The organism is Legionella lytica (genome assembly GCF_023921225.1).
Lineage (GTDB): Bacteria > Pseudomonadota > Gammaproteobacteria > Legionellales > Legionellaceae > Legionella > Legionella lytica.
Genome location: NZ_CP071527.1, coordinates 482373 through 506371, shown reverse-complemented (window position 1 = coordinate 506371; position 23999 = coordinate 482373). Strand labels below are relative to the sequence as shown.

The following is a 23999-nucleotide window of genomic DNA, read 5'->3' as shown; positions in this document are numbered from 1 at the left end:
AGCCCTTTTTTCCATTGACGTGCCGCAGAATGTCCCCAAACGTGAATAGCTCTCAAAATGTAATTCTGAGTCTCTACACGCCCCAAGTACAAATTCCGACTTCAGCTGCCTCAAACTATAATGAAGATAAGTTTATTATTCATTTAAAATAATAAACTTACTCTCTCTATACGTTAGTATCAAGCAAAATTCATCGCTTTAAATTCGATTAGCCCAATCTTAATGTGCGCACTTGTTCAGGCAACTGTTCATTAATCTGAGATTTCAGATAACTTATTAAGTTTTCTTGAGCGGTAACCAGTTTTGTAGCAAAGTCTATTTGTTTCCCAGTAATAAGCTTCAATGCCAAATCACTTTCAGCTATACCCATAGAAGTTTGCTGTGTATCAAAAAATTTTGACATATTACGCATAGAGCCAGTTCGTGGAGAGCTTGGTGACCTCGGAGAACTCGGTGAACGTGGTCTGCTTTTGCTAAAATCTGGTGAAGCTGAACGAGGGCTATTTTGATGCTGTACAACCTTCGCTTTTTTGGCATCCATAAATTGTTGAAGGTATGTTTCTATTTGCTTTTGCATACGCTCTATTTTATCAAGGGATAATGATTCACGACTTAATGTTAATTTTTTAATCACAATAGCCTGCATATCCATTAACTTTTCTAATACTTTTAACTGTTCAGAAGCATTTTTCGTAGCTCCTTTAAATAAATTTACAGGAACTAATTTCGGCGATGAGGCTTTAGAGGATGACGCTTGAGAAGAGGATGCTTCAGGTTCGGGTTGTGGACTTAATTTATCTAATTTCTCTCGAGCAGTTTTTATTTGCTGTTCTAAGCGAGGTAAAAAACTTTCCGCGATGAGATGACTATTATCTTCAGAGGCAAAGGGAATTATTTGTAAGGAAGTAATGCCCATATTTCCTAGCAGATTGATTTCTTGTAACGACGTATTATGATTTTGTCGTTGTAATAGAAATTCTTGCCCTTCGTCACTAAGAAAATTATTAGACAAATCAAGGATTGTCAACATTCCAAATGACATAGAAACCAGTGAAATTAGTTCGGAGTCTGTAACATTGCAATTAGCCAGATCAAGTTTTTCTAAAGTGCCAATACCTTTACTCAAGTTTAATAGTACTACCGAGACATCCAGCTGTGAATTATTATTTAAGCACAGTGATTTTAATTTTTGGACTTTTAGCCCCGGCTGTTGTAACAGATTATTATTTAAATCAAGATCAGTAATATACTTTAATTGGCCCAGTAGTTCTTCATGGAGATCGGTAAGCTGACAATTGCTTAGAGTTAATTTGCTTATGGAGGGTAACTCGTTAAGTGCCATTACTAAATTACTTACATCATCCTTAGACAGTTTTATGTTACTAAAATCCAAGGCAATTACCTTCTTTTCAATTTTTATGCTTAAAAAATTACGATAATCATCCCATGTAGTTAAGACAAGCGTTATGTTCTCAGGTAATTTGGCGTTAGCCTGCGCATCTACATAAGCGCTCATTGCGTAAGTTGGCATTAGATCCTCCAAGGATTCATGGTCAAAATAAGTATAAAATAGCCATATATTATACTTTGGTGTGTAAATATACAAGTTCTGACCTTGGGGTTGATTAAATTTAAACCAATACTATCAGCGTTATTTGCAATCAGTTTTTCCTAAAAGCGGATTTCAAACAGGATTCAGATAAATAGACAACTTAAAAGGAAAACCTGGTTGCAAACAACCAGGCTACGCTAATTTCATAAGGAGGGTTTAGGCTTCTACGGGGCAAAATTCATTATGCATTACGGGGAGGTAATCGTCTGCGTCAAAAGTAGTATATTCCCACGCATCTTGTCGTACCATTAACTCACGTAATAATCTGTTATTCAGTTCATGCCCTGATTTATGCCCTTCAAAGGCACCAATCAGACTAGAACCTAATAAATAAAGATCGCCGATCGCGTCTAAAACCTTATGAGTTACAAATTCAGATTCAAAACGCAGCCCATCTTCATTAAGGACTCGATAGTCATCTACTACGATTGCATTATCCAGGCTACCACCTTTAGCTAAATCACACTCACGTAACTTCTCATAATCAGAAAGAAAACCAAAAGTACGCGCACGGCACACTTCTCTAACATAAGAAGTTGTAGAGAAATCAAAGCTTACCTTTTGTGGCTTATCATTGAATGCTGGATGATCAAAATCAATAGTAAAGGAAATTTTATACCCATTATATGGATAAAATTGCACATACTTCCCATTATCCTCTACACGAATGGGCTTAGTAATGCGGATGTATTTCTTTGGTGCATTTTGCTCGCGAATGCCTGCCGATTGGATCAAAAATACAAAAGGAGCGGCACTGCCATCCATAATCGGAAGCTCAGGAGCATTAACATCAATGTATGCATTATCAATGCCTAAACCAGCCAAAGCAGAAAGCAAATGCTCTACAGTAGCAATTTTAACCTGGCCATGATGCAGTGTAGTACATAACATCGTATCGCCTACATGCTCATAGGATGCAGGGATTTCAACCACAGGCGAAAGATCAACGCGTCGAAAAACAATGCCAGTATTAACAGGAGCAGGTCTCAGGGTTAAAAGCACTTTCTCACCCGAATGCAATCCCACGCCAGTAGCCTGGATTACTTTTTTAGGAGTTCTTTGTTTTATCATTCAGTGCTCACCTTGTTCCTATTCCTCATAATATTATTATTTTACGCGCAAAAAACTTCGAGATTTTACCAATAAATTATAAGTTCGTCTATTTTTTTATAATGTAATAAAATAAAACAAAACCCGGGCAATTTGAATCACAAACCCCGGGTAAGTCTACTCTACTACGGTAATGCCTAACTACGCTTCTTCTTGACGACGTAAAAAAGCAGGGATATCTAGATAATCAACATCAGGAACATGATCACCATTTGCTTTCATTGTGGAAGCTGCTGCAGTCGAACTGGCATGCTTACGCACTACTGCTGGGCGATCTAGCTCTTGATAGTCAAATGAACCATCACTTCTCATTGATTCAACCAAACGAGCACGATACGCTTGTTGTGGTTGAGCTTGTTGATGACGTTGTCGTGCATCACCCAAGCCAGTCACAATCACAGTAACTCGCATTTCATCAGTCATATCTGGATCAATTACTGTTCCCACAACCACTGTTGCATCATCAGAAATAAATTCTTTAACAACGTCGCCAACCTCTTCAAACTCACCGATTGACATATCAAGCCCTGCGGTAATATTCACCAGGATTCCACGAGCGCCTGAGAAATTCACGTCTTCTAATAATGGAGAAGCAATTGCAGCTTCAGCAGCTTGACGAGCGCGTTGCTCACCTACTGCGCTACCAGTTCCCATCATCGCCATACCCATTTCCGACATTACTGTACGTACGTCCGCGAAGTCGACGTTAATTAAACCTGGGCGAGTAATAAGATCTGAAATCCCTTTTACTGCACCGAGTAATACATTATTAGCCGCTTTAAAGGCATTTAATAAACTAATATTTTTACCTAAAACACTGAGCAACTTATTGTTAGGTATGGTAATTAATGAATCGACATGTTCTGCAAGGCGACGAATGCCTTCTTCTGCAGCCAAAGCACGTTGCTTGCCTTCGAATGAAAAAGGTTTAGTCACAATCGCAACTGTTAAAATTCCTAACTCTTTGGCAATTTCTGCAAATACAGGAGCAGCACCAGTTCCAGTTCCACCGCCCATTCCGGCAGTAATAAATACCATATCAGCACCTGCAAGTATTTCGCGAATTAATTCACGATCTTCTTCAGCAGCTTCACGGCCAATTTGTGGGTTTGCACCAGCACCTAAGCCTTTAGTTAATTCATCACCTAACTGGATGTGAATCTTTGCATTAGACGCCCTTAACGCTTGAGCATCTGTATTCGCGCAAATAAACTCAACACCTTCAATATTTTCAGCAACCATGTGCTCTACAGCATTACCACCGCCGCCGCCGACACCAACTACCTTAATGACTGCATTACTACCTTGCAGTTGGCCTTCCATTAATTCAAACATAACCGTGCTCCCCATACGTTTATTCTGTAATAGTAACCAGTAAAAATTTCCTCTTCCGCTCTCTTAATTGGTAAAGCGTTTCCAGTTACATATATCTTAAAAATTTCCTTGAAACCATTCTTTCATACGCAACCACAAACCCTTAGAGTTTTCACTCATTGCAGGGACGTTGTAGCGTGCATCGTATTGTTGCTGGTATCCGTGCAACAGCAAACCTACACCCGTAGCAAAGGCAGGATTTTCACTAACCTCAGCCAAGCCTGATACGTGTTGTGCATAGCCTTTACGTACTGGCATTTCAAAACAAAGCTCCGCCAGCTCAATCGCGCCATGAACATTCGCAGCACCACCGGTAATTACAATGCCAGCAGCCATGCGATCTTCAAAACCGCTGCGACGTAACTCATTGCGCACTAAAGTAAATAATTCTTCGTAACGAGCTGAAACAACATCAGCTAAAGCTTTTGCTGAAATTTTTCTTCCTGGTCGCTCATTAGCACTGGCAACTTCCAACATTTGGGTTGGATTTGCTAATTCAGGTAAGGCACAAGCATGCGTTAATTTGATTGCTTCTGCTGCTTTAGTTGGTGTACGTAAAGCCATTGCAATATCATTGGTTACTTGATCACCTGCAATCGGAATTACTGCTGTATGCTGAATCGCCCCCTCAGAAAATATAGCAATGTCTGTAGTTCCTGCACCGATATCAATCAAGCAAACGCCTAAATCTTTTTCATCATCCGTAAGCACTGCATGGCTTGAAGCCAGCTGCTCGAGAATAATATCACTTACCTCTAAACCGCAGCGACGAACACATTTCACAATGTTTTGTGCCGCACTCACAGAGCCAGTCACCAAGTGCACTCGTGACTCAAGACGAACACCGGCCATACCTACAGGCTCACGAATACTGCCTTGATAATCGATAATAAATTCTTGAGGTAGGATATGCAGAATTTTTTGATCCGCAGGAATCGCAACCGCCTTTGCCGCATCAATCACGCGCTCTACATCGGCTTGCGATACTTCTTTTTCACGAATAGCAACTATTCCATGGGAATTTAAACTGCGTATGTGGCTGCCAGCAATCCCAGCATAAACTGTTCTGACTTCACAATTAGCCATCAACTCAGCCTCTTGTACTGCGCGCTGAATCGAATTCACTGTAGCCTCTATGTCAACGACTACACCGCGTTTTAAACCACGAGAAGGATGACGACCAATCCCAATTACTTCGATTGTTCCATCGGAGGATACTTCACCTATCAGTGCATTAATTTTTGAGGTGCCTATATCCAAGCCAGTGATAATATTTTTTTCTATTTTCTTAGCCATTATCGTTCCGTTTGTTGTTTCCACTGCACTGCCATACCACGCGGATAGCGTAAGTCTACACTTGCCAACTGCTCGATTTTTTGAGCAAATACAGCTGGATATGCCTTACAAAATCGCAGCAATCGTGCTTCTAACTCGTTCTTTCCTAAGTATATTTTTATGTTATTTCCTATTAATAATACCCAGGATTGGTTATCTCTTAAATGCAGTCCAGTAGCATTCAATCCGTACATTGATAATATCTTACTCAATTTTTCGTAAACTTGTAAGACGTCTAGCTGCTGAGATGAGGGTCCTTTTAACTTTGGTAGACTTAAATCACCAATATCAGAGCCTTCGTTAAATAACCGACCATCTCCGGTCATTAGTGAATTACCCCAAATTGCTACGGGTTTCTTTTCGATTAGCCTGATTTTTAATGTATCTGGCCAAACGCGCTCTACAGTCGCCGTATCTACCCAGCTCAGCTCATTCAGTTCACTTTGTAATGCTCTTGCAGGTAACGCAAAAAAACTATCGCCTACATATTTTGCTAAAATATCTTCTAATTCCTTATGAGTCACATGTTCATAACTTGCAGCTACCTTAATCGTGGTTATCGGAAAATACTCTGCATCAGATAGGTACCAATAAGCCAGGCGCCCTGCTAATATCACCGCGCAAAGGATTAACCCCCAAAGCAGGCAAACATAGCGTAAGCTCCCAGATTCATTGCTCCTATTCGTACTCATTGCGCTCACTGATAATTAGTTACTAAATGTTTACGACAATTTTGATGAACCTGTGCAATACGAATTAGTTCATCAAGCAAATCAGGATAAGCTAAACCACTCGCCTGCCATAACTTTGGGTACATGCTTATGGAAGTAAAACCAGGCAAGGTATTAATTTCATTAAAATAAATTGTTTCTGTTTTATCATTCACAAAGAAATCGACCCGTGCCATGCCTTTGCATTTTAAACGGGTAAAGACATCTGCAGAAGCTTGCTTTAATCGCTCCGCTAAAGCAGCACTTAAAGGAGCAGGAATAATTAAATCAGTTTGATTACTCTCGAGGTATTTTGCCGAGTAGGAATAAAAGCCATCAGGATGATGAACACATATTTCTCCAGCAATACTCACTCGTGGAGCTGCAGAAGGGTCTAAGCTTTCGAGCACAGACAACTCGATCTCACGGCCTTCAATAAACGATTCGACTATAATTTCTTCATCATAGCGCAGCGCATCATCGACTGCAGCCAACAATTCGCTCATATTTTTGGCTTTGTGAATGCCCACACTGGAACCCATAGAGCATGGCTTCACAAATAATGGCCAACCAAATTCAGTGGCAACCTCTTGGCAGAAACGTTGCCGTTCTGCAGTAGGAGTATGCCAAGATAAAAGCTTATAGCGTGCTGATTGCAAACCATCAATGCAGGCCACACGACGCGTCATGTCTTTGTCCATACCAATAGCAGAAGGTAAGACGTCACATCCAACATAGGCAATACCAGCCAGTTCCAAAATACCTTGTAAACAGCCATCCTCATAAAGCGGGCCGTGAACTACAGGAAACACAACCTCTGCATCAACAGCAAAACGCCCATCAATCAATAGGCTCGCTAAAGGCTTAGAGCGTTCTGTAACTACTGGAAGCTTGTCTTTATAGGCTAATAGATCTTCATATTGATGCACATGAAAAAATCCCTCTTTATCCATGGCAATCGGAATAATATGATATTTTTCTGCATCCAAATGAGTTAAAACAGATGCAGCCGAAACTAATGAAACTTCATGCTCTCCGGATTTTCCACCATAAAGCAGTGCCAGGTTGATTGGCTTAGACATTAAGCGTCTCCAATAATATGAACTTCGCGCATCAACTCAATAGTTGTTTGCTCACGAACTTTAGTTTGCACCAAATGAATCAATGCTTCAATATCAGCTACAGAAGCTGAACCTTGATAATTGATAATAAAGTTGGCATGTTTCTGAGAAACCAGTGCCCCAAACTAAATCCTTTTAGCCAGCAAATTACGTAAAAACAACAGCTAATCAGCGGTAATTACCGACTGATACAGCTTGGCGGCTGGCCCGCCAACACGCCGGGTGGTGTATTCTGCCAAAGATTCATTATAAAGCAAAGTGCCTTGACATTCCGCAACTAGCTCACAATCTTTTTCAGTGCTACTCATCATCGATTATTACAGTTCTTCTTTCATCAGATTCACTGCAATTTGACCAATATTCCCAGCACCTTGCATTAGAATAACATCACCATCTTGGATAAATTCGTCCAACATAGCCTTAAGCGAGCGCTCATTCACTAATGTAACATTTTTGTCACAGCTTTCGATCTTTTGTGCTAAGCTTTCACTGCTAATTCCCGGAATAGCTGTTTCACCAGCAGAATAAATATCAAATAAAAATAATTTATCAGACAGTTTCAATACATCGACAAATTGATCATGCAAAGATTGTGTTCTGGAATAACGATGGGGTTGGAACACATGCACTAAACGCTTATTCGGCCACACACGACGAAATGCATCAATGGTTGATAAGATTTCTTGTGGATGATGACCATAGTCATCAACAATTAGAGCTGAACCGCGCTCAAAATGTTTTTCACCCAACATTTGAAAACGACGACCAACCCCTTGAAACTTGGCAAGAGCGCTCATAATAGCAGCATCATCAACACCTAGCTCGGTAGCAATCGCAATCGCGGCTAGGGCATTTAATACATTATGACGCCCTGGATATTGGAAACGAATATTAAGCACTGCGTGGGGGGCTGGGCGAATTACGGTAAATTCGCTAATCAATTCATTCTGAGTCCAATCAACGGCGCGATAATGGGCATCATCACTAAATCCATAAGTTAAGGTAGGACGCTCAATTTGGGGTACAATACCACGTACCTCAGGATCATCCACACAGACTACGGCAAGCCCATAGAATGGTAAATGATGTAAAAATTCAAGGAAGGTGGTTCTCAACTTATCAAAGTTATCATCATAGGTGCTCATGTGATCAGCATCAATATTGGTGACAATTGCCATCATAGGCTTAAGGAATAAGAATGAGGCATCGCTCTCATCAGCTTCGACGACGAAATAAGGCGACTGACCAAGCTTGGCATTAACACCGGCACTATTTAATTTACCACCAATAACGAAACTGGGATCGAGGCCCCCTTCTGCCAATAAGCTACTGACCAAACTCGTTGTGGTTGTCTTACCATGCGTTCCAGCAACTGCGATACCATGGCGAAAACGCATCAACTCAGCGAGCATTGCAGCACGCGGTATCACCGGGATCATCTGCTCTCGTGCCGCTGCAACTTCAGGATTATCCATGCCCACCGCAGAGGAGCGTACGACAACATCAGCCCCGCGAATGTGCTCTGCCTCATGGCCGAGATAAACAGGAATACCTAGAGATTTTAACCGTTGTACCGTGCTACTCTCACCTGCATCAGAGCCGGTGATGCGATATCCCTGATTATGCAATACCTCAGCAATACCACACATGCCTACACCACCAATTCCAACAAAATGAATTTGTTCAACACGCCCCATCCTTGGAGATATAAATGGTCCTGAATAACTCACAATTCCCCCTTATGCTGACAGCGGTTTTAGTCCTAAAGCCTGCCAACGATTTTCATGATCAATGCGCAATAACAATGCGATGACCACACAATTAATTACCATACTTGCACCACCGTAACTCATCAGTGGTAAAGTTAACCCTTTTGTAGGCAGTAAACCTGAGTTTACCCCCATGTTAATAGTTGCTTGCAGCCCTAACCAAAAGGTCAAACCATAGGCTGTATATGATGCAAAAAACCGTTCCTGTACAAACGCATTGTATGCAATCGTCAGCCCACGAAATACCAGAATACTATACAAGGCAATGACCATCAAAATGCCCACTAAACCTAACTCTTCTGCTAACACTGCGAATAAAAAATCGGTGTGCGCTTCAGGTAAATACAATAACTTCTGAATACTCTCTCCGAGTCCCGCACCAAACCAGCCACCACGTCCAAAAGCAATCAATGACTGCGTCAACTGATAACCACTATTATACTGATCAGCCCAAGGATCTAAAAACGCGGTTAGACGAGCAAGTCGGTAAGGGGAAGAAACTGCCAAGAAAGCCAGCGCCCCCATAACTATGAGCAATAGCCCTATATAGTACCGTAATTTAACTCCTGCTAGAAATAGCATGGCCATAACCGTGCCAGAAATCACTACGGTCGCACCAAAATCAGGCTCGCGTAACAATAATACGGAAACCACACCCAAAACCACCATCGGCTTAATGAAGCCCAAAATACTCTCACTTACTGCTTTTTGCTGGCGAACCAGGTAGCCTGCAAGATAAAAAATCATCGTAAGCTTTGCAATTTCAGAAACCTGAACCCCTATTGGCCCAATCGACAACCAACGTCGACTACCATTCACCATTTTTCCAATTCCTGGAATTAATACGATAAGCAGCATGAACAAACAGACCATAAGCATAGGCCCACTAATACGCTCCCAAAAGCTGCTGTCCGTACGCACCACAATAAGGGCAATCATTAACCCCGCAAATAAATAGCAAGCCTGACGAATTAAGAAATGAAAGGGTTGATGAAAATATTTAGTAGAAATCATGACTGAGCTTGACGCAACCATCATCAAGCCAATAATTAATAAACCAATGACAACGCTAATCAACCACTTATCATAAAGAGAAATGGGTTTGCTTACAGGTTTACCTCTTTGATTAACGTGTCTTGGTTTCATGCCCTAAAGTCCACATACAAGAGAAGTAAATAACTCTCCGCGATGATTAAAATCACGGAACATATCCAAACTGGCACAAGCTGGAGATAACAAAACCACATCCCCAGGTTTTGCTTGCATTTTGGCTACGGCTACCGCGTTATCTAATGAAGAAGCACGTGCGATTGGAACCACATCAGCCAAAGCTGCTTCAATTTTATCAGCATCTTCACCAATCAAAACAATAGAACGAACAAAATCTGCGATGGGTTGTGCCAATTCAGTAAAATCAGCCCCTTTTCCCTGCCCCCCCGCGATAAGCACAATCCTTCCTTGCATAGAACCTCCTATTCCATTAATTGCCGAGATTGTCGCACCAATATTTGTTCCTTTTGAATCGTTTATCCATTCAACGCCATCGAGGGTACGCACCCACTGGCAGCGATGAGATAAACCAGAGAACGTAGTCAGTACATTTACAATATGCGATTGTGCAATCCCTGCAGCATCAGCTAAAGCACATGCGGCCAAAGCATTGAGCCAATTATGTACTCCTTTGATTAATACAGACTCTGCAGGCAAAATGCAAGCAGTTCCTTTAGCTAAATAAATTTTTCCGTCTTGATTAATTAAGCCCCAATTTCCTGCAGTAGGCGCATCTTGACCAAAAGAAATAGCGTGTGTTGCTAAAGCGGGCATCGTGTGTACATCCTCACGATTATAAAGCGACACTTCTGCATGAGGATACACACGCTGTTTGGCCGCAATATAAGCCTCCATCGTATGATGTCTATCTAGGTGGTCAGGCGATACATTAAGGATGGTCGCAGCAACGGGTTTCAAGGAATGAGTTAAATCCAACTGGAAGCTGGATAGCTCTAAGACCCATAAGTCATACTGATGCTCATCATCAAGCATATCCAATACAGGAGTACCAATATTGCCGGCAACAGCCACATTAAATCCCGCCGCCTTTGCCATTTCACCGACTAAAGTAGTTACTGTGGATTTGCCATTAGTTCCGGTGATGGCAATTACTGGAGCATGGATTTCACGGGCCAAACATTCAATATCCCCATAGATAGGGATGCCTGCCGCTCTGGCTTGATTTAAAAAAGGCATATCTAAGGCTAAACCAGGACTGGCAATAATATCCGTTAATTGCCCCAGGACGTCCTCAGGAAGCTGTTGTGTATAAACAGGAACCTCCGGAAATTCAGCAGCAAATTCAACTAAATTAGGAGCTTGCGGCCGTGTATCAAAAGCAACAAACGGCTTGTTATTGCGATGCAAATAACGTGCTACAGAAAGCCCTGTTTTACCTAAACCTGCAACTAAATATAGAGGATGTTTCATGAATGCACCTTGCCTATCGAAGTTTTAAAGTAGCCAATCCGCATAACACAAATACAACAGTGATAATCCAAAAACGTACGATTATCTTTGGCTCAGACCAACCTTTTAATTCAAAATGATGATGCAGTGGCGCCATACGAAATAAACGCTTGCCATGGGTATACTTAAAGTAACCCACTTGTAAAATTACCGACAGCGTTTCAATCACAAACAAACCACCCATCAATAGCAATACTAATTCTTGGCGAACTACGATTGCAACAATGCCTAAAGCCGCACCTAAGGCTAAAGAACCAACATCCCCCATGAATAACTGGGCTGGATAACTATTGTACCACAAGAAACCAAGGCCAGCGCCAACAATGGACGCACAGAAAATAGTTAGCTCACCTTCATTAGGAACAAAGGGTATTGCTAAGTAATGGGCATGCACGGCATTACTGGAGGCATAGGCAAAAATCCCCAAAGCTCCAGCCACCATAACGATTGGCATAATGGCTAAGCCATCTAAACCATCGGTCAAATTCACTGCATTGGAACTACCGACAATAACAAAATAAGCCAGCACTGGGAAAAATACTCCCAAGCCAATAGTAACTGATTTGAAAAATGGTACGGTTAGTTGAGTATGTACTGGTAAGGTAGCATTCATGTATAAATAAACTACCGCAATAAGTGCAATCACTGACTGCCAAAAATACTTCCAACGTCCTGGTAGACCTTTGCTATTTTTTAGAACTAACTTACGATAATCATCAACCCAACCGACAATCCCATTACCTAAGGTCACGAGCAACACCAGCCACAAGCTGGACTGTTGCAAATCCCCCCAGAGCAAACAACTTACAGTAACAGCAATCAGAATCAAAATCCCCCCCATAGTTGGGGTGCCTGCTTTTGATAAATGTGACTGAGGACCGTCGTCACGAACCATTTGACCAATTTGCATATTACGTAACCAGCGAATCGTATAAGGCCCGCAAACCAAACCTACGATCAATGCGGTTAATGCAGCCAAAATGGATCTAAACGTCAAATATTGAAACACCCGTAACGCATGATATTGTCCTTGAAATAACTGCGTTAGCCAGTAGAGCATAGTGTTGTTCCTCTTGTTAAAATAGCACTTTAGATCTATCGTATTGCATCATACGCAAAAAACGTAAGCATTCACCTAATGGCACCGCCCCAAAGAAACGTAGCCTGTTTCAAAGCGCGATCCCAGATTGCGCTCGATCCAGACTACAGTTTTCCTTCAATTACCACCTAAGGTGAACACTCACGACAATCAACGACATTCAAAGCATGGAAAAAAAAGTGGCCAAGCATATCATACTCAGGCCCAATCAATTAAGCAGTTTATTCACAATTTTTTCCATAGCACTGGATCGAGATCCTTTCACCAAAACAACTGTATCAGAAGACAACTCGTTGACTAAACTTTCAACCAACAGCTCCTGATTCTCAAAGTGCTTACCACCAGAGCCAAACGACTCGGCAGCCAATTTGCTAAATGCGCCGCAACTCAATAGTAAATCGATACCCAAATGGCGAGCAGCAAGGCCTACCTCTTGGTGATGTTGGGTAGCCCAAGTGCCTAATTCACCCATATCGCCAAAAACGAACACCTTTTTACCTGGACGCTCAGCTAAAACCTCTAAAGCAGCCAGCACAGAACGTAAATTAGCATTATAGGTATCATCAATTATGGTAGATTGATTTTTACCAGACAGTACGGTCAAGCGTCCTTTCACACCGCCAAAATTAGTTAATCCCTGTTGAATATCTTTAATCGTAATACCAATCGCATAGCAACATGCAGCAGCAGCTAAGGCATTACGTATATTGTGCATCCCAGGAACATTCAATTGAATATCCACGCGCCCATTAGGTAGAATTAAAGAAAATTGCCCACATCCTCGAGCATCTAGACGAATATCCTGCGCGTAAATATCTGCAGGATGTTCAATTGAAAAACGTAATACTTTTTTATCCGTTAACAGATCATCCCAAAAATGAGCATAGCTATCATCATCATTAATTACAGCAGTACCCGCTATTGCAAGACCTTGATGGATCTCACCTTTCGCACGAGCAACTCCATCAATCGAGCCAAAACCCTCTACATGAGCGGGTGCAATGTTATTAATTAGAGTTACATCAGGATGAACAATTGCCACGGTATGTGCAATTTCACCAGGATGGTTCGCCCCCAACTCAAAAACAGCATAACGATGCTGGCTAGTAAGCTGTAATACGCTTAAGGGAGCACCGATATGATTATTTAAATTGCCTTTGGTTGCGTGTGAGGGCGCAGGCAAAATAGCAGCGATCATTTCTTTGGTCGTGGTTTTGCCATTCGAGCCCGTTAACGCAATAACTGGACAATGGATATCTTGGCGATGAGTGGCAGCAATTTTAGCTAAAGCCTGTAGTGGATCTTGCACTACAAACTGAGGAATACTCACTCCTGCTACAGCATGCTTAACAATCGCGGCCAAAGCACCTTTTGCTTCAACCTCATGAATAAACTCATGTCCGTCAAAATTCTCCCCCTGAATCGCAACAAACACATTTCCCTGTTTTATTTCGCGACTATCAGTGCAAATACCGGTAACTTCAGCATTAATCTGACATGATTGAGTAAGTAATGCAGCAACTGTATTTAGATTCATATGTATTAAGGAAAGACCAAAAGTCTAGTGTACTAACACTTTAGCTTAGAGTTCAAGGGGATAATGTATGAAGCCGCAGTTTTTGTATGCGGGGCAACAGTTCTTAGCTATATAATCTGGTTATAATCTAGTGTAGGTCGGGCCATGGACCCGACCTACGGCAGAGCTAAGCTAAAGCTGCGTCAAGATGAGCATGGTTCAAGTTCAGTGTTTGATGATAACGTGCTATACGTTCTTCAGTTAAGGGACGACGCTGTTCGTCTAATAAATGGGCGTCCAAACCATCACTTAACTGTCTTGCTGTATCCAACATGGTAGCAAAGCGCTGCGCATCAACTTTAGGATTATTCGTTGCCTGCATGTAAAGACATAAACCGCGGACCGTAAAAGCACCGATGTTCTGTAAATCAAAAATACCAGTAGCGGTTGCTGCGGCTAAGCTGCATATAATAGGGCCATCACCGTTAGTAAATTGGTGGCGATGAAATAAGCCATTATCACCGAAACGTAATCCAGCAGCCAAAACAGTTTGCAATAATTCATAACCAGCAAACTGTCTGCTTTCCTTTGCAAGTAAAAACATCATGAGCGTCGGCCCTGTCGCGTCCTCTGGAGCCTCTTGCTCCCATTCCTCAACACGCCCTAAATCAACTCTAGGTGTTGCCTGCGTATCCGTATTTAAAACCGGCTCTTCGTCTTCAGGCATTAATCGTGGCTGTGGTGGGTTAGCGCTGTTTTTTTTTACTTCCTCTGCAACCGCAGATTCAGCATTTAGCTTCCGTACAGCAATGATGTCATCATTATAACTTGGGCCATCATAAGCAGGGTTTGGCTCTGCTCGTCCCCTACTCGGTTGTCGTACTGTGTTTAAGCCCTGTCTACGAGCCTTCATTAAGCGCCCAATGGCAACTATTACCCCAATCAACAACAGGACATTAAGAATTAAACTCCAATTTGCCTGCATTCTTTACTCCATAGCCAAAGCTTGTGTTACATCAACAGCAACCAAGCGAGAAACACCAGGTTCACGCATAGTTACCCCCATCAAATGATCTGCCAACTCCATAGTTACTTTATTATGTGTAATAAAAAGGAACTGTACGTATTGTGACATCTCTTTTACCATCGCGCAAAAACGCCCTACGTTAACGTCGTCTAAAGGCGCATCCACCTCATCCAACATACAAAATGGTGAAGGATTCAACTGGAAAATAGCAAATACTAAAGCCACCGCAGTCATCGCTTTTTCCCCACCGGATAACAAATGAATCGTGCTATTTCGTTTCCCGGGTGGCTGTGCCATTACTACAATACCAGCTTCTAGCAAATTATCACAAGTTAATTCGAGTTGTGCACGACCACCGCCAAAAAGTCGTGGGAAAAGCGCCTTAAATGAAGTATTTACTTCATCAAAGGTATTTTCAAGGCGAACCCGAGTTTCCTTATCCATCTTTTCAATGGCAGTTTCAAGTGTTGCTAAGGCTTCGCATAAATCATTATGCTGCTCATCTAAATAAACTTTACGTTGTTGTTCGCTCGCGAACTCTTCGATTGCGGCTAAGTTAATCGCCCCCAAACGTTTCATTTTATCAGTCAAGGCAAGCAGTTCATCTTCCCGCATTCCCTGGTTGATACCTTGAGGAATGTGTTCTAATACCGCCTGTGCCTGTAAACCAGACTCGTCTAAAGATTCCTGTACGGAACTAGCTCGAACCGCTAAGGCTTGTTCTTCCATTCGCGCTTGTCCAATTAACTCTTGCACACGCTTGACCTCAAGATCACAGTTTAAAATATTTTTCTCAAGCTCTTCAAGATCCATACGCAATTGAGCTTGCTGCTCACGGCTCATGGTTAATTGCATTTCCACTTCAGCTTGTTGAAGTAGGAGATGGTCTAATTGTTCTTTGAGTTCAGTACCAGGGTTCTCCGATTGTAAACAGAGTAATGCCAAACTTTCCAAACGCTCTTGTAGAATATCCAAGCGTTCTTGCTCACGAGCAATGCGCTCCCCCAATTGCTGTATTTTGTTTTTTTCTCGATCGTATTCTATTTCCGCATGGTGTAAGGCTATGCGCGCATCTTCCACCTGTTTATTTTGCGAAGCTAACACATTTAGCCATTCTTGCTTTTCCTGCAGGCATTGTTCTTGCTGCAATTCGGATTCCTGACATTGTACCTCTAACTCCTGCAAGCGCTCCTTAATTGTCATATGCTCAGCAACAGTCTCTTCTAACACCATCTGTAATTCTTCACATTCATCTGCCAAAGTGGCGGCGAGCCTCTCGGCATGAAGTAGCGCTTGCTCATTAGTGCTTAAGGCCGCACAGTTTGTTCTTAATGCCTCATTAGAAGAGTTCACATTCAACTGCTGCAATTCAATATCTTGAATGCTCTTTTGCACCTCTTGATGATATTGATCACGTTGTTCTCTTAGCACTGCAATTTTTTGCTCAAGTGAGCTAACAACCTGGGTTAAATCGGCAATCTTTTGTTGTCGTGCAAGTAAACCTAATTCATCCTGCTCCTTGGCAGGAACAAACTTAACCCAACCGTTACCTAACCAGAAACCATCTGGCGTTATAATCGATTGATATTCAACCAATTCAGGCAACCAACTTAATGCCTCATCAAAATGCTCTGCAGTAAAAATATGCTCTAAGGGATGTACATGTGCGGGCACGGTTCCGTGTATCTTATCGATGAGGCGAGGACGAGTTGTGGTTTGCTCTACCACCGCGCGCAACGTAACAACATTTTCCCCTTGGCGCTCACAAATTTCTCGTTGCGGCCATAGTTCCTCAAAGGTTTCCAAAACATAAGCATGTAAGGCCTCATCCAGTACACGCTCACAGGCAACTTGCCATTTGGGTTCGACCTGGAGTACATCCATCAAACGCGGTTTATCCGTCCAGACACTAACACCATTTTTATTGGTTTGCATTCCTTGTCTGGCAGCACGTTGGGCAGCTTGCAAAGCAGCATACTCACTGTTAGCACGATGAAACTCATCTTGCAATTGATGCAATTGTTGTTCTGTTTCCTGTGCCTTAGCCCTTACTTGGCTGGAATGCTCTTGGCATTGCTTTAATTGTGCCTCATCAAACTGTTGATTTTCTACCAAATTTTCCCGTTGTTTTTCTAGGTCATTGCGAGTTTGCTGTAATTCAGTAATGGATATGGATTCTTGTTCTAATTGAAGCTTTTCCAAACGAACTAAGGTTTGCTGTTGTTTTTGTTCTAAATGCTGAGCATTGACTTGCGCTACCTGAAATTCTCTTTTCAAATTATTCGCTTGGGCTTGTACTTCTTGCCAACGCAGATCCCATTGCGCTTGTTGTGTTTGGGTTTCCTGAGACTGCCCTTCTTGCTCTTTAAACTGAGCGCGTAATTTAGTTAATTGCAAATCCAAGCTTTCTGCTTTTTGCTGGCACTGGAGTAACTCTTCTTGATCTTGCTTTAATTGTTCTTCAGCTACCTGCCAATCATCTTGCATTTGCTGTTGATCTTGTTCCAAACGCTTTTTTTCACGGGCCTGTTGTTGAATTGTTTCTTCTAAACGCGCAATTTCCGTTCCCAACTGATAAAAAGTTGCCTGTACTTGTTGGGTTTGTTCATCTGCATCATGGAGTTTCTCATTGAAAACCACGCGCTCGGTATTAGCCTTAGTTAAAAGACTTTGCTGTTCTGCATGGCTCACCGCTAAATCTTGTAATTCGCGTTGCTTCACGTGCTGCTGTGCTACAAAATCGCGCCATTTTAGGGCTAAGATTTCAGCACGACATAATTGCTCTTCATCTTTAAGAATAAGATAGCGCTCGGCTGCTTTAGCCTGACGTTCCAGACGCTGCAATTGTTTATCTAATTCATCACGAATATCGGCCACACGAGTAAGGTTTTCTCGGGTATGTGCAATACGCTGTAAGGTTTCTTTTCGTCGTTCTTTATATTTGGAAACGCCCGCTGCCTCTTCAAGAAACACCCGTAAATCTTCAGGCCTTGCTTCAATCAATTGGGAAATAGTGCCCTGGCCAATAATGGAGTAACCACGCGCCCCCGCCCCCGTGCCAAGAAAAATATCGGTAATGTCTTTACGACGACAACGACTGCCGTTTAAATAATAGGACGAATCGCCATCCCGGGTCACTACACGTTTTACCGCAATTTCACCATAGCTGGCGAATGGTCCTGTTAAACGCCCAAGGCTATTATCAAAAATTAATTCCACTGAGGCTTGTCCAACCGGTTTACGATTGGAGGACCCATTGAAAATAACATCCGTCATGGACTCACCACGTAAATTACGGGCAGAACTCTCCCCCATCACCCAACGTACGGCATCAATAATGTTGGATTTTCCACAGCCATTAGGGCCAACTACGGCAACCAACTGGCTTGGAAAATACACTACAGTAGGATCAACAAAGGATTTAAAACCCGCTAATTTCAATTGCTTTAAATGCATGGCCTTGGCAATTTAAACAAAATAAACGCGCATTATAACTGAGGAAATATAAAAACGCTGCATTTTATAAGGGATTGTACTACCAAATTATAAAGTATCTTGAGTATAATGCCGCCATCGAAAAAACATAGGTATTTAAATGAAGCCATTCCTCAAAAAATTGCCTCTCGCGGCCTTAGCCTTTTGTTCCGCCCTTGCTGTTATACCGCCCACTTATGCAGAGCCACCAAACTTAACCTGTGTAAAAAACGAACTAAAAAAATACCATGATTCGGGACTTTATGAGAAAGATTTAGCGCGAGTGATTGAAAAAGCGCAACACGATATTAATCAGCAAGCGCGTATGAATGAAAAAAGAAAAAACCCCAAAAAGCTAGCTATTGTTCTAGATATCGACGAAACCAGTTTATCTAATTACAAATATATGATTAAACGTGATTTTACTGGAACAAAAGCAGAGTTTCATCAAGATGTCATGGCTGCAAATTCCCCCGCAATTAGACCGACTCTCAGCTTATATAACGATGCCATAAAGCATGGGGTAAAAGTATTCTTTATAACAGGAAGACGCAAGCCAGAAACAAACGCTACAGTAAAAAATTTGCATCGTGCAGGTTATCATAAATGGGCGGGACTTTATTTGCGCCCCAGCGATTATGGGCAGCGATCCATTATTCCATTTAAATCACGTACACGTGAATTGATTACTCAAAAAGGCTATACCATTATTGCAACAATTGGGGATCAGTATAGTGATATAAAAGGTGGCTATGCCGAAAAAGGATATAAGTTACCGAATCCCTATTATTATTTACCCTAGTTTTTAAAAATTATGTCATCCTGAGAAGTACATTTACTACGCTCCGGATGACATATTTCTTATTCCCTTTTCGTGAGATTGATATGACTATAGCCTTAGTCTGGTTTCGCCAAGATTTAAGATTGAGTGATAATCCCGCATTTATTGAAGCCTGTTCTCAATATCGCGTCGTGATCCCCCTGTATATTTATGATGAAAAAATCAGTCTCTTAGGAGAAGCACAATCCTGGTGGCTTCATCATAGTCTTAGCTCCTTAAGTTGTTCTTTGAAGCAGAAGGGACTAAATCTCCTTCTTCGTAAAGGCGAACCATTGGAGATTATTTTAGATTTACTCAAAACGATTCCAGTAAGCGCTGTATTTTGGAATCGCTGTTATGAGCCCAAAGCGATTGCACGCGATAAAAAAATTAAAGCAACATTGTTGGAACAGGGTATTGAAGTACAAAGTTCAAATGGGAGCTTGCTTCACGAACCGTGGACGATTAAAAATAAAAATGGGGACTATTTTAAAGTGTTTACCCCCTACTGGAAGCACTGTAAGCAAATACTTGATATTCCGCCCCCCATACCTTTGACGTCACAACCTAGTGGTCTTGAGCTGCAAAGCGATGAACTTAATGCATGGGGCTTATTGCCCAAGCTCAATTGGGCTTCTCGATTTAGTGATTATTGGACTCCAGGAGAAGATGGTGCGCAACACAAGCTGCATGAGTTTATAGAGTATCACTTGCATGCTTATAAAAAAAATCGCGATTATCCGATAAAAAATGCAACTTCACGTTTATCACCTCATTTACATTTTGGGGAAATCAGCCCATCGATCATTGTACGTGCTATTGAACTAGCCAAACTTGATCCCAATTGTGATATCGCTTCAGCAGAACATTTTCTCAGCGAGCTTGGCTGGCGAGAATTTTCTGTTTATCTGCTCTATCATTTCCCCGAACTGGCTAATAAGAACTTTAAAGTGGAGTTTGATGCATTTCCTTGGCATAACGAGAAACAATTATTAACCTGCTGGCAAAAAGGCTTGACTGGCTATCCCATCATTGATGCGGGGATGCGAGAGTTATGGGCAACCGGCTATATGCACAATCGCGTACGTATGATTGTGGCATCATTCCTGACCAAGGGGTTGATGATTGATTGGCGTTTGGGTGCGGAGTGGTTTTTAGATACTCTGGTCGATGCCGACCTGGCAAATAATAGTGCCAGTTGGCAGTGGGTTGCTGGTTGTGGTGTTGATGCAGCACCTTATTTTCGTATCTTTAATCCGGTATTACAAAGTCAAAAATTTGATCCGGACGGCAGTTATATTCGTCAGTGGGTGCCTGAGCTTTCTCTACTAGACAGTGAATCCATTCATGCTCCTTGGGAGTCTGTTCATGCTAAACAATTTTATGCGAATAGCAACTATCCCAAACCTGTTATTAATCATAAAGCGGCAAGGGCTCAAGCATTAAGTTATTACCAGCAGTTAAAAACGTAAGCATTAATATATAGGCTGGGGTAGGGCTCGGCCAACATTACTCATGTAACTCTTGATGCAGCCCAGCCTACATTCAAATATCTATAAATAGCTCCATGCTGTGGTTACTTGCGAGGAAAATCTTGATGATGTTGCTCTGCATCAAGGTTATTGGTGTCTTCATTTATTAATTTTACCACTTGAGTCATAAGCAGCGTTATTTGCTTTTCATACATAGGACGATGATATCCACCTTCTAAGCCCCAATATATTCCAGCTATAGATTTTTTATTGTCTTGATACAAGCTAAATATTTTCTCATAAAATGTAATCATATCCGCGTCACTGAAGCGTTGTTTTGTTGCCTCGAGTTTGCTCATCATGCGGTTGTTAATGTACTTACCGCAATAAGCCGTTTCATCCTCATGGGAGTCCCAACCCGTTGGTAAGAAAATCATAATTTTCTGTTTGTCTTTTATGGCCTTAGCAAGATGCTCTTCCACTTGGTGTATGGCAAATACAAGAGCAGGATGCAACTCTTGATTTTGACGGATGGTTATACTTAAATCCACCGCCAAATACTGCGCACTGCCGCGCCGCCAACTGTTAATTCCTTCTTTTATTTGCTCGCCTGCTAACCCCAGTGTTCTTTGGATAAAAGAATGATCTTGTCGTGGATAGACCCGTGAATCAAAAATATCCACATGGCAAATCGGTAAATGAGCAGCGGTAGTTATTAAATCATCACCTAAACCATTATCGCGATTAACATCGGTCCCTATCACCAAAAATCTTAAGGCTGGATTGGCCAATGCGGCATATTTAATTAAAATTGCTGTTTTATCTAAAATACAAAAACCACTGCCTTCATTTTTGAATGCATGATGGCTGGGTAAGCCAAAAGAGAAATGTACTTTTGCACCATGAGATAAAGTGGTAGCAAGATCTTTGATCAGAACTTCGAACGCACCTGGAGTGATCACGACGTCATTGTCTAAATCCAGAACATCACTAGCCCTTGCCTGGATGCAATAATGCACCAGCTTTTGCAAGTATTCAAAAGAATGGGTGGTAAGTATGGCTTGTAACAACACATCTCGTACGGGAATTTTGCCCAACCATTCAAGGGCGGCGACCTCATCCCCCTCTTTAATTGCGGTAAATACTTTGCTCCACAGCTCAGGAAGTACGACTTGCTCAGTGGTCATAATAGGTAGCGAAGGATTCTGCGACTGAATTTGCTCTATTTTTTCAGCCATATGCGTTAAGCGCTGATATTGATCTTCTTGCGCGCCTGCAGGCATTTCATGCATTTGTTGACTATCAGCAGGAGAAGGGATTTGAATCCCATATTCCTGATGATTAGATGTATTTTTTGACGTCCTAGTTCTAAAAAAATAGTTTTGTTTCTCTTTCATTTTCATTTCCTATGAAAATTTAAGTGACGATATAAAGCCCTATATCTCCTCATCCATACCATAGATTATAGGGCTTATTTAAATGTATCAATAATTGCTACATTGACTGGGCGTAGTATGTAGGTTGTTCATCAGCTAAAGGTGCTGTAGGGCCTACGTCATTCAGTGCCGCATCATAAGTATCCATCAAGTTTTGTGATAAACCTTGTCGAGTACTGGCGCTTATCGTACGAGCCCCCCAAAAAGTGAGCCCAGTACCAACTGCCGTGGTTATAGAACAACTCAAGGTAAAAGCCGCAACCTGAGTTTGGATAAGATGAAGTCCTAAAGCGCTTCCCCAAGCACTAAGAGCAGAAGTACTACCGAGAGAAGATGCAAAGGCTAAAACGCTGGCAGTGACCATCGCCGCACCTAAGACAACCATTAAAGCGCCAAACAGTTTCTTACCTAATGAAGAGGCTCCTGGTGCTTGTTCTACCATATAAAACAAACGCTCTGTTACATATGAATTACTGTCATGATGTAATTGCATCAAGGTATTGGCTAAACAGGTATAAAAATGATAGTCAATAGACTCATTTTTACGAAGTTTCTCACAGATCTCGATGTCGATCGCTTGAGCGCTTTGTCTAATACTCTGTTGTAAATAGGTCGCTTGTGATAACGAGTCATCCAACAAACGATCCATTATTTGCTGGCAACGTGCTACTTCATCACTGTTTAATTCAGACTCGGTAATTGCAAAAATACGGCGTTGTTCATTTTTTGCAGCCCGAAACCAAGCGATGGCATTAAATGAAACCCCTAGGTCGTCTAAAAGATCTTCTTGTGGGTGTATATGCGTGGTATTAATAACCTCCGCCAAAGTGCGGAGAAAAATATCATCTCTATTTTCTTGTTGTACACGGGAATAGAGGTCTGCTAAAAAGCCACATAAGCGTAAATAATTTTGTTGCTGAGTAGCGACATCATATATATCCGCAATTAACAAATCTAAACCATTATGAATTGCATGCAAACAGCTGCGAACAGCCAATGATTGGTTACTCGTATGCTTATCTTCATAAGCATTTACCGCTGCAAGTAATTTCGCACGCAGCTCCATTACTAAAATACGTGGAGTAGAACGTAATACATGTAAGAACACATTTGCTGATTCAATCTGTTTCTGTATTAGTTCATTCTGCGAGATTAATGTATTCAGTTCTTGAGTTAAACGACTGGTGTTATTTTGATAAGGTATCATGTCATTAACACGATCTTTTCTTTGTTGCTCCAAGCGAATTAGTTGGCGTTGTAACTCAGTAATTCGATAATTAGTATTATGGTCACCATGTCGAGGGGGATGATAGTTCGGATTGAGATAAGCAGATACATCAAGAGATGCGCCAGTATTCAAATTTAATGCTGCAAGAGTTTCATTGATAGTCTGGTCTATTCGTTGTAATTCCTCTTGTAAAGGGGTTAAAACGAGCTGATATTGGTTAATACGATTGCGATAATTAAGAATTAGTGCTTGATTATTTTTTAATGCGATATCCCAGGATTGTAACTCAGATGGCGTGTAACGAACAACGTCAATAGCAGGCATAAGTACCCTCGCGGTTTAATTATGTAGGCAGCACGAATTATACAGCATGTAA

The 23999-nt window shown here is 41.7% G+C and carries 18 protein-coding genes and 1 pseudogene; 2 read left to right on the top strand and 17 right to left on the bottom strand.

Going from position 1 to position 23999, the window contains the following annotated elements; genetic code table 11:
• Positions 1-208: 208 nt before the first annotated feature.
• The 15 genes and pseudogenes from J2N86_RS02220 to smc all read right to left on the bottom strand — a co-directional run bounded on the left by J2N86_RS02220 (position 209) and on the right by smc (position 18649).
• Positions 209-1531: a leucine-rich repeat domain-containing protein gene (locus tag J2N86_RS02220; RefSeq protein ID WP_252580644.1), complete on the bottom strand. Its 1323-nt coding sequence runs from the start codon at positions 1529-1531 to the stop codon at positions 209-211.
• A 237-nt stretch (positions 1532-1768) separates the two neighbouring features.
• Positions 1769-2683 (bottom strand): UDP-3-O-acyl-N-acetylglucosamine deacetylase, encoded by a 915-nt coding sequence (lpxC, locus tag J2N86_RS02215; RefSeq protein ID WP_058533148.1) that lies wholly within the window; start codon positions 2681-2683, stop codon positions 1769-1771.
• Between the two features lie 180 nt (positions 2684-2863).
• Positions 2864-4057 (bottom strand): cell division protein FtsZ, encoded by a 1194-nt coding sequence (gene ftsZ / locus J2N86_RS02210; RefSeq protein WP_252580643.1) that lies wholly within the window; start codon positions 4055-4057, stop codon positions 2864-2866.
• Positions 4058-4153: 96 nt separating this feature from the next.
• Positions 4154-5392, bottom strand: a complete 1239-nt coding sequence (ftsA, locus tag J2N86_RS02205) for a cell division protein FtsA (protein ID WP_252580642.1) — start codon at positions 5390-5392, stop codon at positions 4154-4156.
• Entirely contained in the window at positions 5392-6123 is a 732-nt protein-coding gene (locus tag J2N86_RS02200; RefSeq protein WP_252580640.1) for a cell division protein FtsQ/DivIB, read from the bottom strand. Before J2N86_RS02200 ends, ftsA begins: the two co-directional genes overlap by 1 nt.
• Before the next feature lie 5 nt (positions 6124-6128).
• The gene (locus tag J2N86_RS02195) at positions 6129-7223 is read right to left on the bottom strand and encodes a D-alanine--D-alanine ligase family protein (protein ID WP_252580638.1); all 1095 of its coding nucleotides are present in this window, start codon (positions 7221-7223) and stop codon (positions 6129-6131) included.
• Positions 7223-7384, bottom strand: a pseudogene (locus J2N86_RS02190) (UDP-N-acetylmuramate dehydrogenase); the annotation flags it as partial. The pseudogene J2N86_RS02190 and the gene J2N86_RS02195, both read right to left, overlap by 1 nt.
• Before the next feature lie 42 nt (positions 7385-7426).
• Positions 7427-7573, bottom strand: a complete 147-nt coding sequence (locus tag J2N86_RS02185) for a hypothetical protein (RefSeq protein ID WP_252580637.1) — start codon at positions 7571-7573, stop codon at positions 7427-7429.
• A gap of 6 nt (positions 7574-7579) precedes the next feature.
• Positions 7580-8959: a UDP-N-acetylmuramate--L-alanine ligase gene (gene murC / locus J2N86_RS02180; RefSeq protein ID WP_407658980.1), complete on the bottom strand. Its 1380-nt coding sequence runs from the start codon at positions 8957-8959 to the stop codon at positions 7580-7582.
• 42 nt (positions 8960-9001) lie between these two features.
• Positions 9002-10177 (bottom strand): putative lipid II flippase FtsW, encoded by a 1176-nt coding sequence (gene ftsW / locus J2N86_RS02175; RefSeq protein ID WP_252580634.1) that lies wholly within the window; start codon positions 10175-10177, stop codon positions 9002-9004.
• A 3-nt stretch (positions 10178-10180) separates the two neighbouring features.
• Positions 10181-11512: a UDP-N-acetylmuramoyl-L-alanine--D-glutamate ligase gene (murD, locus tag J2N86_RS02170; RefSeq protein WP_252580632.1), complete on the bottom strand. Its 1332-nt coding sequence runs from the start codon at positions 11510-11512 to the stop codon at positions 10181-10183.
• A gap of 13 nt (positions 11513-11525) precedes the next feature.
• Positions 11526-12611, bottom strand: a complete 1086-nt coding sequence (mraY, locus tag J2N86_RS02165; RefSeq protein WP_252580630.1) for a phospho-N-acetylmuramoyl-pentapeptide-transferase — start codon at positions 12609-12611, stop codon at positions 11526-11528.
• A gap of 247 nt (positions 12612-12858) precedes the next feature.
• Positions 12859-14187 (bottom strand): UDP-N-acetylmuramoyl-tripeptide--D-alanyl-D-alanine ligase, encoded by a 1329-nt coding sequence (locus J2N86_RS02160; protein WP_252580628.1) that lies wholly within the window; start codon positions 14185-14187, stop codon positions 12859-12861.
• Between the two features lie 166 nt (positions 14188-14353).
• On the bottom strand, positions 14354-15151 hold the full coding sequence (locus tag J2N86_RS02155; RefSeq protein WP_252580627.1) for a cell division protein ZipA C-terminal FtsZ-binding domain-containing protein: 798 nt from the start codon (positions 15149-15151) through the stop codon (positions 14354-14356).
• A 3-nt stretch (positions 15152-15154) separates the two neighbouring features.
• A complete protein-coding gene (gene smc, locus J2N86_RS02150) occupies positions 15155-18649 on the bottom strand; it encodes a chromosome segregation protein SMC (protein ID WP_252580625.1) in 3495 nt (1164 codons plus the stop codon).
• A 139-nt stretch (positions 18650-18788) separates the two neighbouring features.
• Between smc and J2N86_RS02145 the strand changes: the two genes are divergently transcribed.
• Together J2N86_RS02145 and J2N86_RS02140 are read left to right on the top strand one after the other, a co-directional pair.
• Positions 18789-19469: an HAD family acid phosphatase gene (locus J2N86_RS02145; protein ID WP_252580624.1), complete on the top strand. Its 681-nt coding sequence runs from the start codon at positions 18789-18791 to the stop codon at positions 19467-19469.
• An 83-nt stretch (positions 19470-19552) separates the two neighbouring features.
• Positions 19553-20959 carry a cryptochrome/photolyase family protein gene (locus tag J2N86_RS02140; RefSeq protein WP_252580622.1) on the top strand — a complete coding sequence of 469 codons (1407 nt, stop codon included), beginning with the start codon at positions 19553-19555 and terminating at the stop codon, positions 20957-20959.
• A 104-nt stretch (positions 20960-21063) separates the two neighbouring features.
• Here the strand turns inward: J2N86_RS02140 and J2N86_RS02135 are convergent, their stop codons facing one another.
• Together J2N86_RS02135 and J2N86_RS02130 are read right to left on the bottom strand one after the other, a co-directional pair.
• A complete protein-coding gene (locus J2N86_RS02135; protein ID WP_252580621.1) occupies positions 21064-22356 on the bottom strand; it encodes an arginase family protein in 1293 nt (430 codons plus the stop codon).
• A gap of 97 nt (positions 22357-22453) precedes the next feature.
• On the bottom strand, positions 22454-23947 hold the full coding sequence (locus J2N86_RS02130) for a coiled-coil domain-containing protein (protein WP_252580619.1): 1494 nt from the start codon (positions 23945-23947) through the stop codon (positions 22454-22456).
• Positions 23948-23999: the final 52 nt, after the last annotated feature.

Bases quoted from the DNA above. Each gene is read 5' to 3' on its own strand.
- J2N86_RS02220 (WP_252580644.1), bottom strand. From the start codon at position 1,531: ATGCCAACTTACGCAATGAGCGCTTATGTAGATGCGCAGGCTAACGCC.
- lpxC (WP_058533148.1), bottom strand. From the start codon at position 2,683: ATGATAAAACAAAGAACTCCTAAAAAAGTAATCCAGGCTACTGGCGTG.
- ftsZ (WP_252580643.1), bottom strand. From the start codon at position 4,057: ATGTTTGAATTAATGGAAGGCCAACTGCAAGGTAGTAATGCAGTCATT.
- ftsA (WP_252580642.1), bottom strand. From the start codon at position 5,392: ATGGCTAAGAAAATAGAAAAAAATATTATCACTGGCTTGGATATAGGC.
- J2N86_RS02200 (WP_252580640.1), bottom strand. From the start codon at position 6,123: ATGAGTACGAATAGGAGCAATGAATCTGGGAGCTTACGCTATGTTTGC.
- J2N86_RS02195 (WP_252580638.1), bottom strand. From the start codon at position 7,223: ATGTCTAAGCCAATCAACCTGGCACTGCTTTATGGTGGAAAATCCGGA.
- J2N86_RS02185 (WP_252580637.1), bottom strand. From the start codon at position 7,573: ATGATGAGTAGCACTGAAAAAGATTGTGAGCTAGTTGCGGAATGTCAA.
- murC (WP_407658980.1), bottom strand. From the start codon at position 8,959: ATGGGGCGTGTTGAACAAATTCATTTTGTTGGAATTGGTGGTGTAGGC.
- ftsW (WP_252580634.1), bottom strand. From the start codon at position 10,177: ATGAAACCAAGACACGTTAATCAAAGAGGTAAACCTGTAAGCAAACCC.
- murD (WP_252580632.1), bottom strand. From the start codon at position 11,512: ATGAAACATCCTCTATATTTAGTTGCAGGTTTAGGTAAAACAGGGCTT.
- mraY (WP_252580630.1), bottom strand. From the start codon at position 12,611: ATGCTCTACTGGCTAACGCAGTTATTTCAAGGACAATATCATGCGTTA.
- J2N86_RS02160 (WP_252580628.1), bottom strand. From the start codon at position 14,187: ATGAATCTAAATACAGTTGCTGCATTACTTACTCAATCATGTCAGATT.
- J2N86_RS02155 (WP_252580627.1), bottom strand. From the start codon at position 15,151: ATGCAGGCAAATTGGAGTTTAATTCTTAATGTCCTGTTGTTGATTGGG.
- smc (WP_252580625.1), bottom strand. From the start codon at position 18,649: ATGCATTTAAAGCAATTGAAATTAGCGGGTTTTAAATCCTTTGTTGAT.
- J2N86_RS02145 (WP_252580624.1), top strand. From the start codon at position 18,789: ATGAAGCCATTCCTCAAAAAATTGCCTCTCGCGGCCTTAGCCTTTTGT.
- J2N86_RS02140 (WP_252580622.1), top strand. From the start codon at position 19,553: ATGACTATAGCCTTAGTCTGGTTTCGCCAAGATTTAAGATTGAGTGAT.
- J2N86_RS02135 (WP_252580621.1), bottom strand. From the start codon at position 22,356: ATGAAAGAGAAACAAAACTATTTTTTTAGAACTAGGACGTCAAAAAAT.
- J2N86_RS02130 (WP_252580619.1), bottom strand. From the start codon at position 23,947: ATGCCTGCTATTGACGTTGTTCGTTACACGCCATCTGAGTTACAATCC.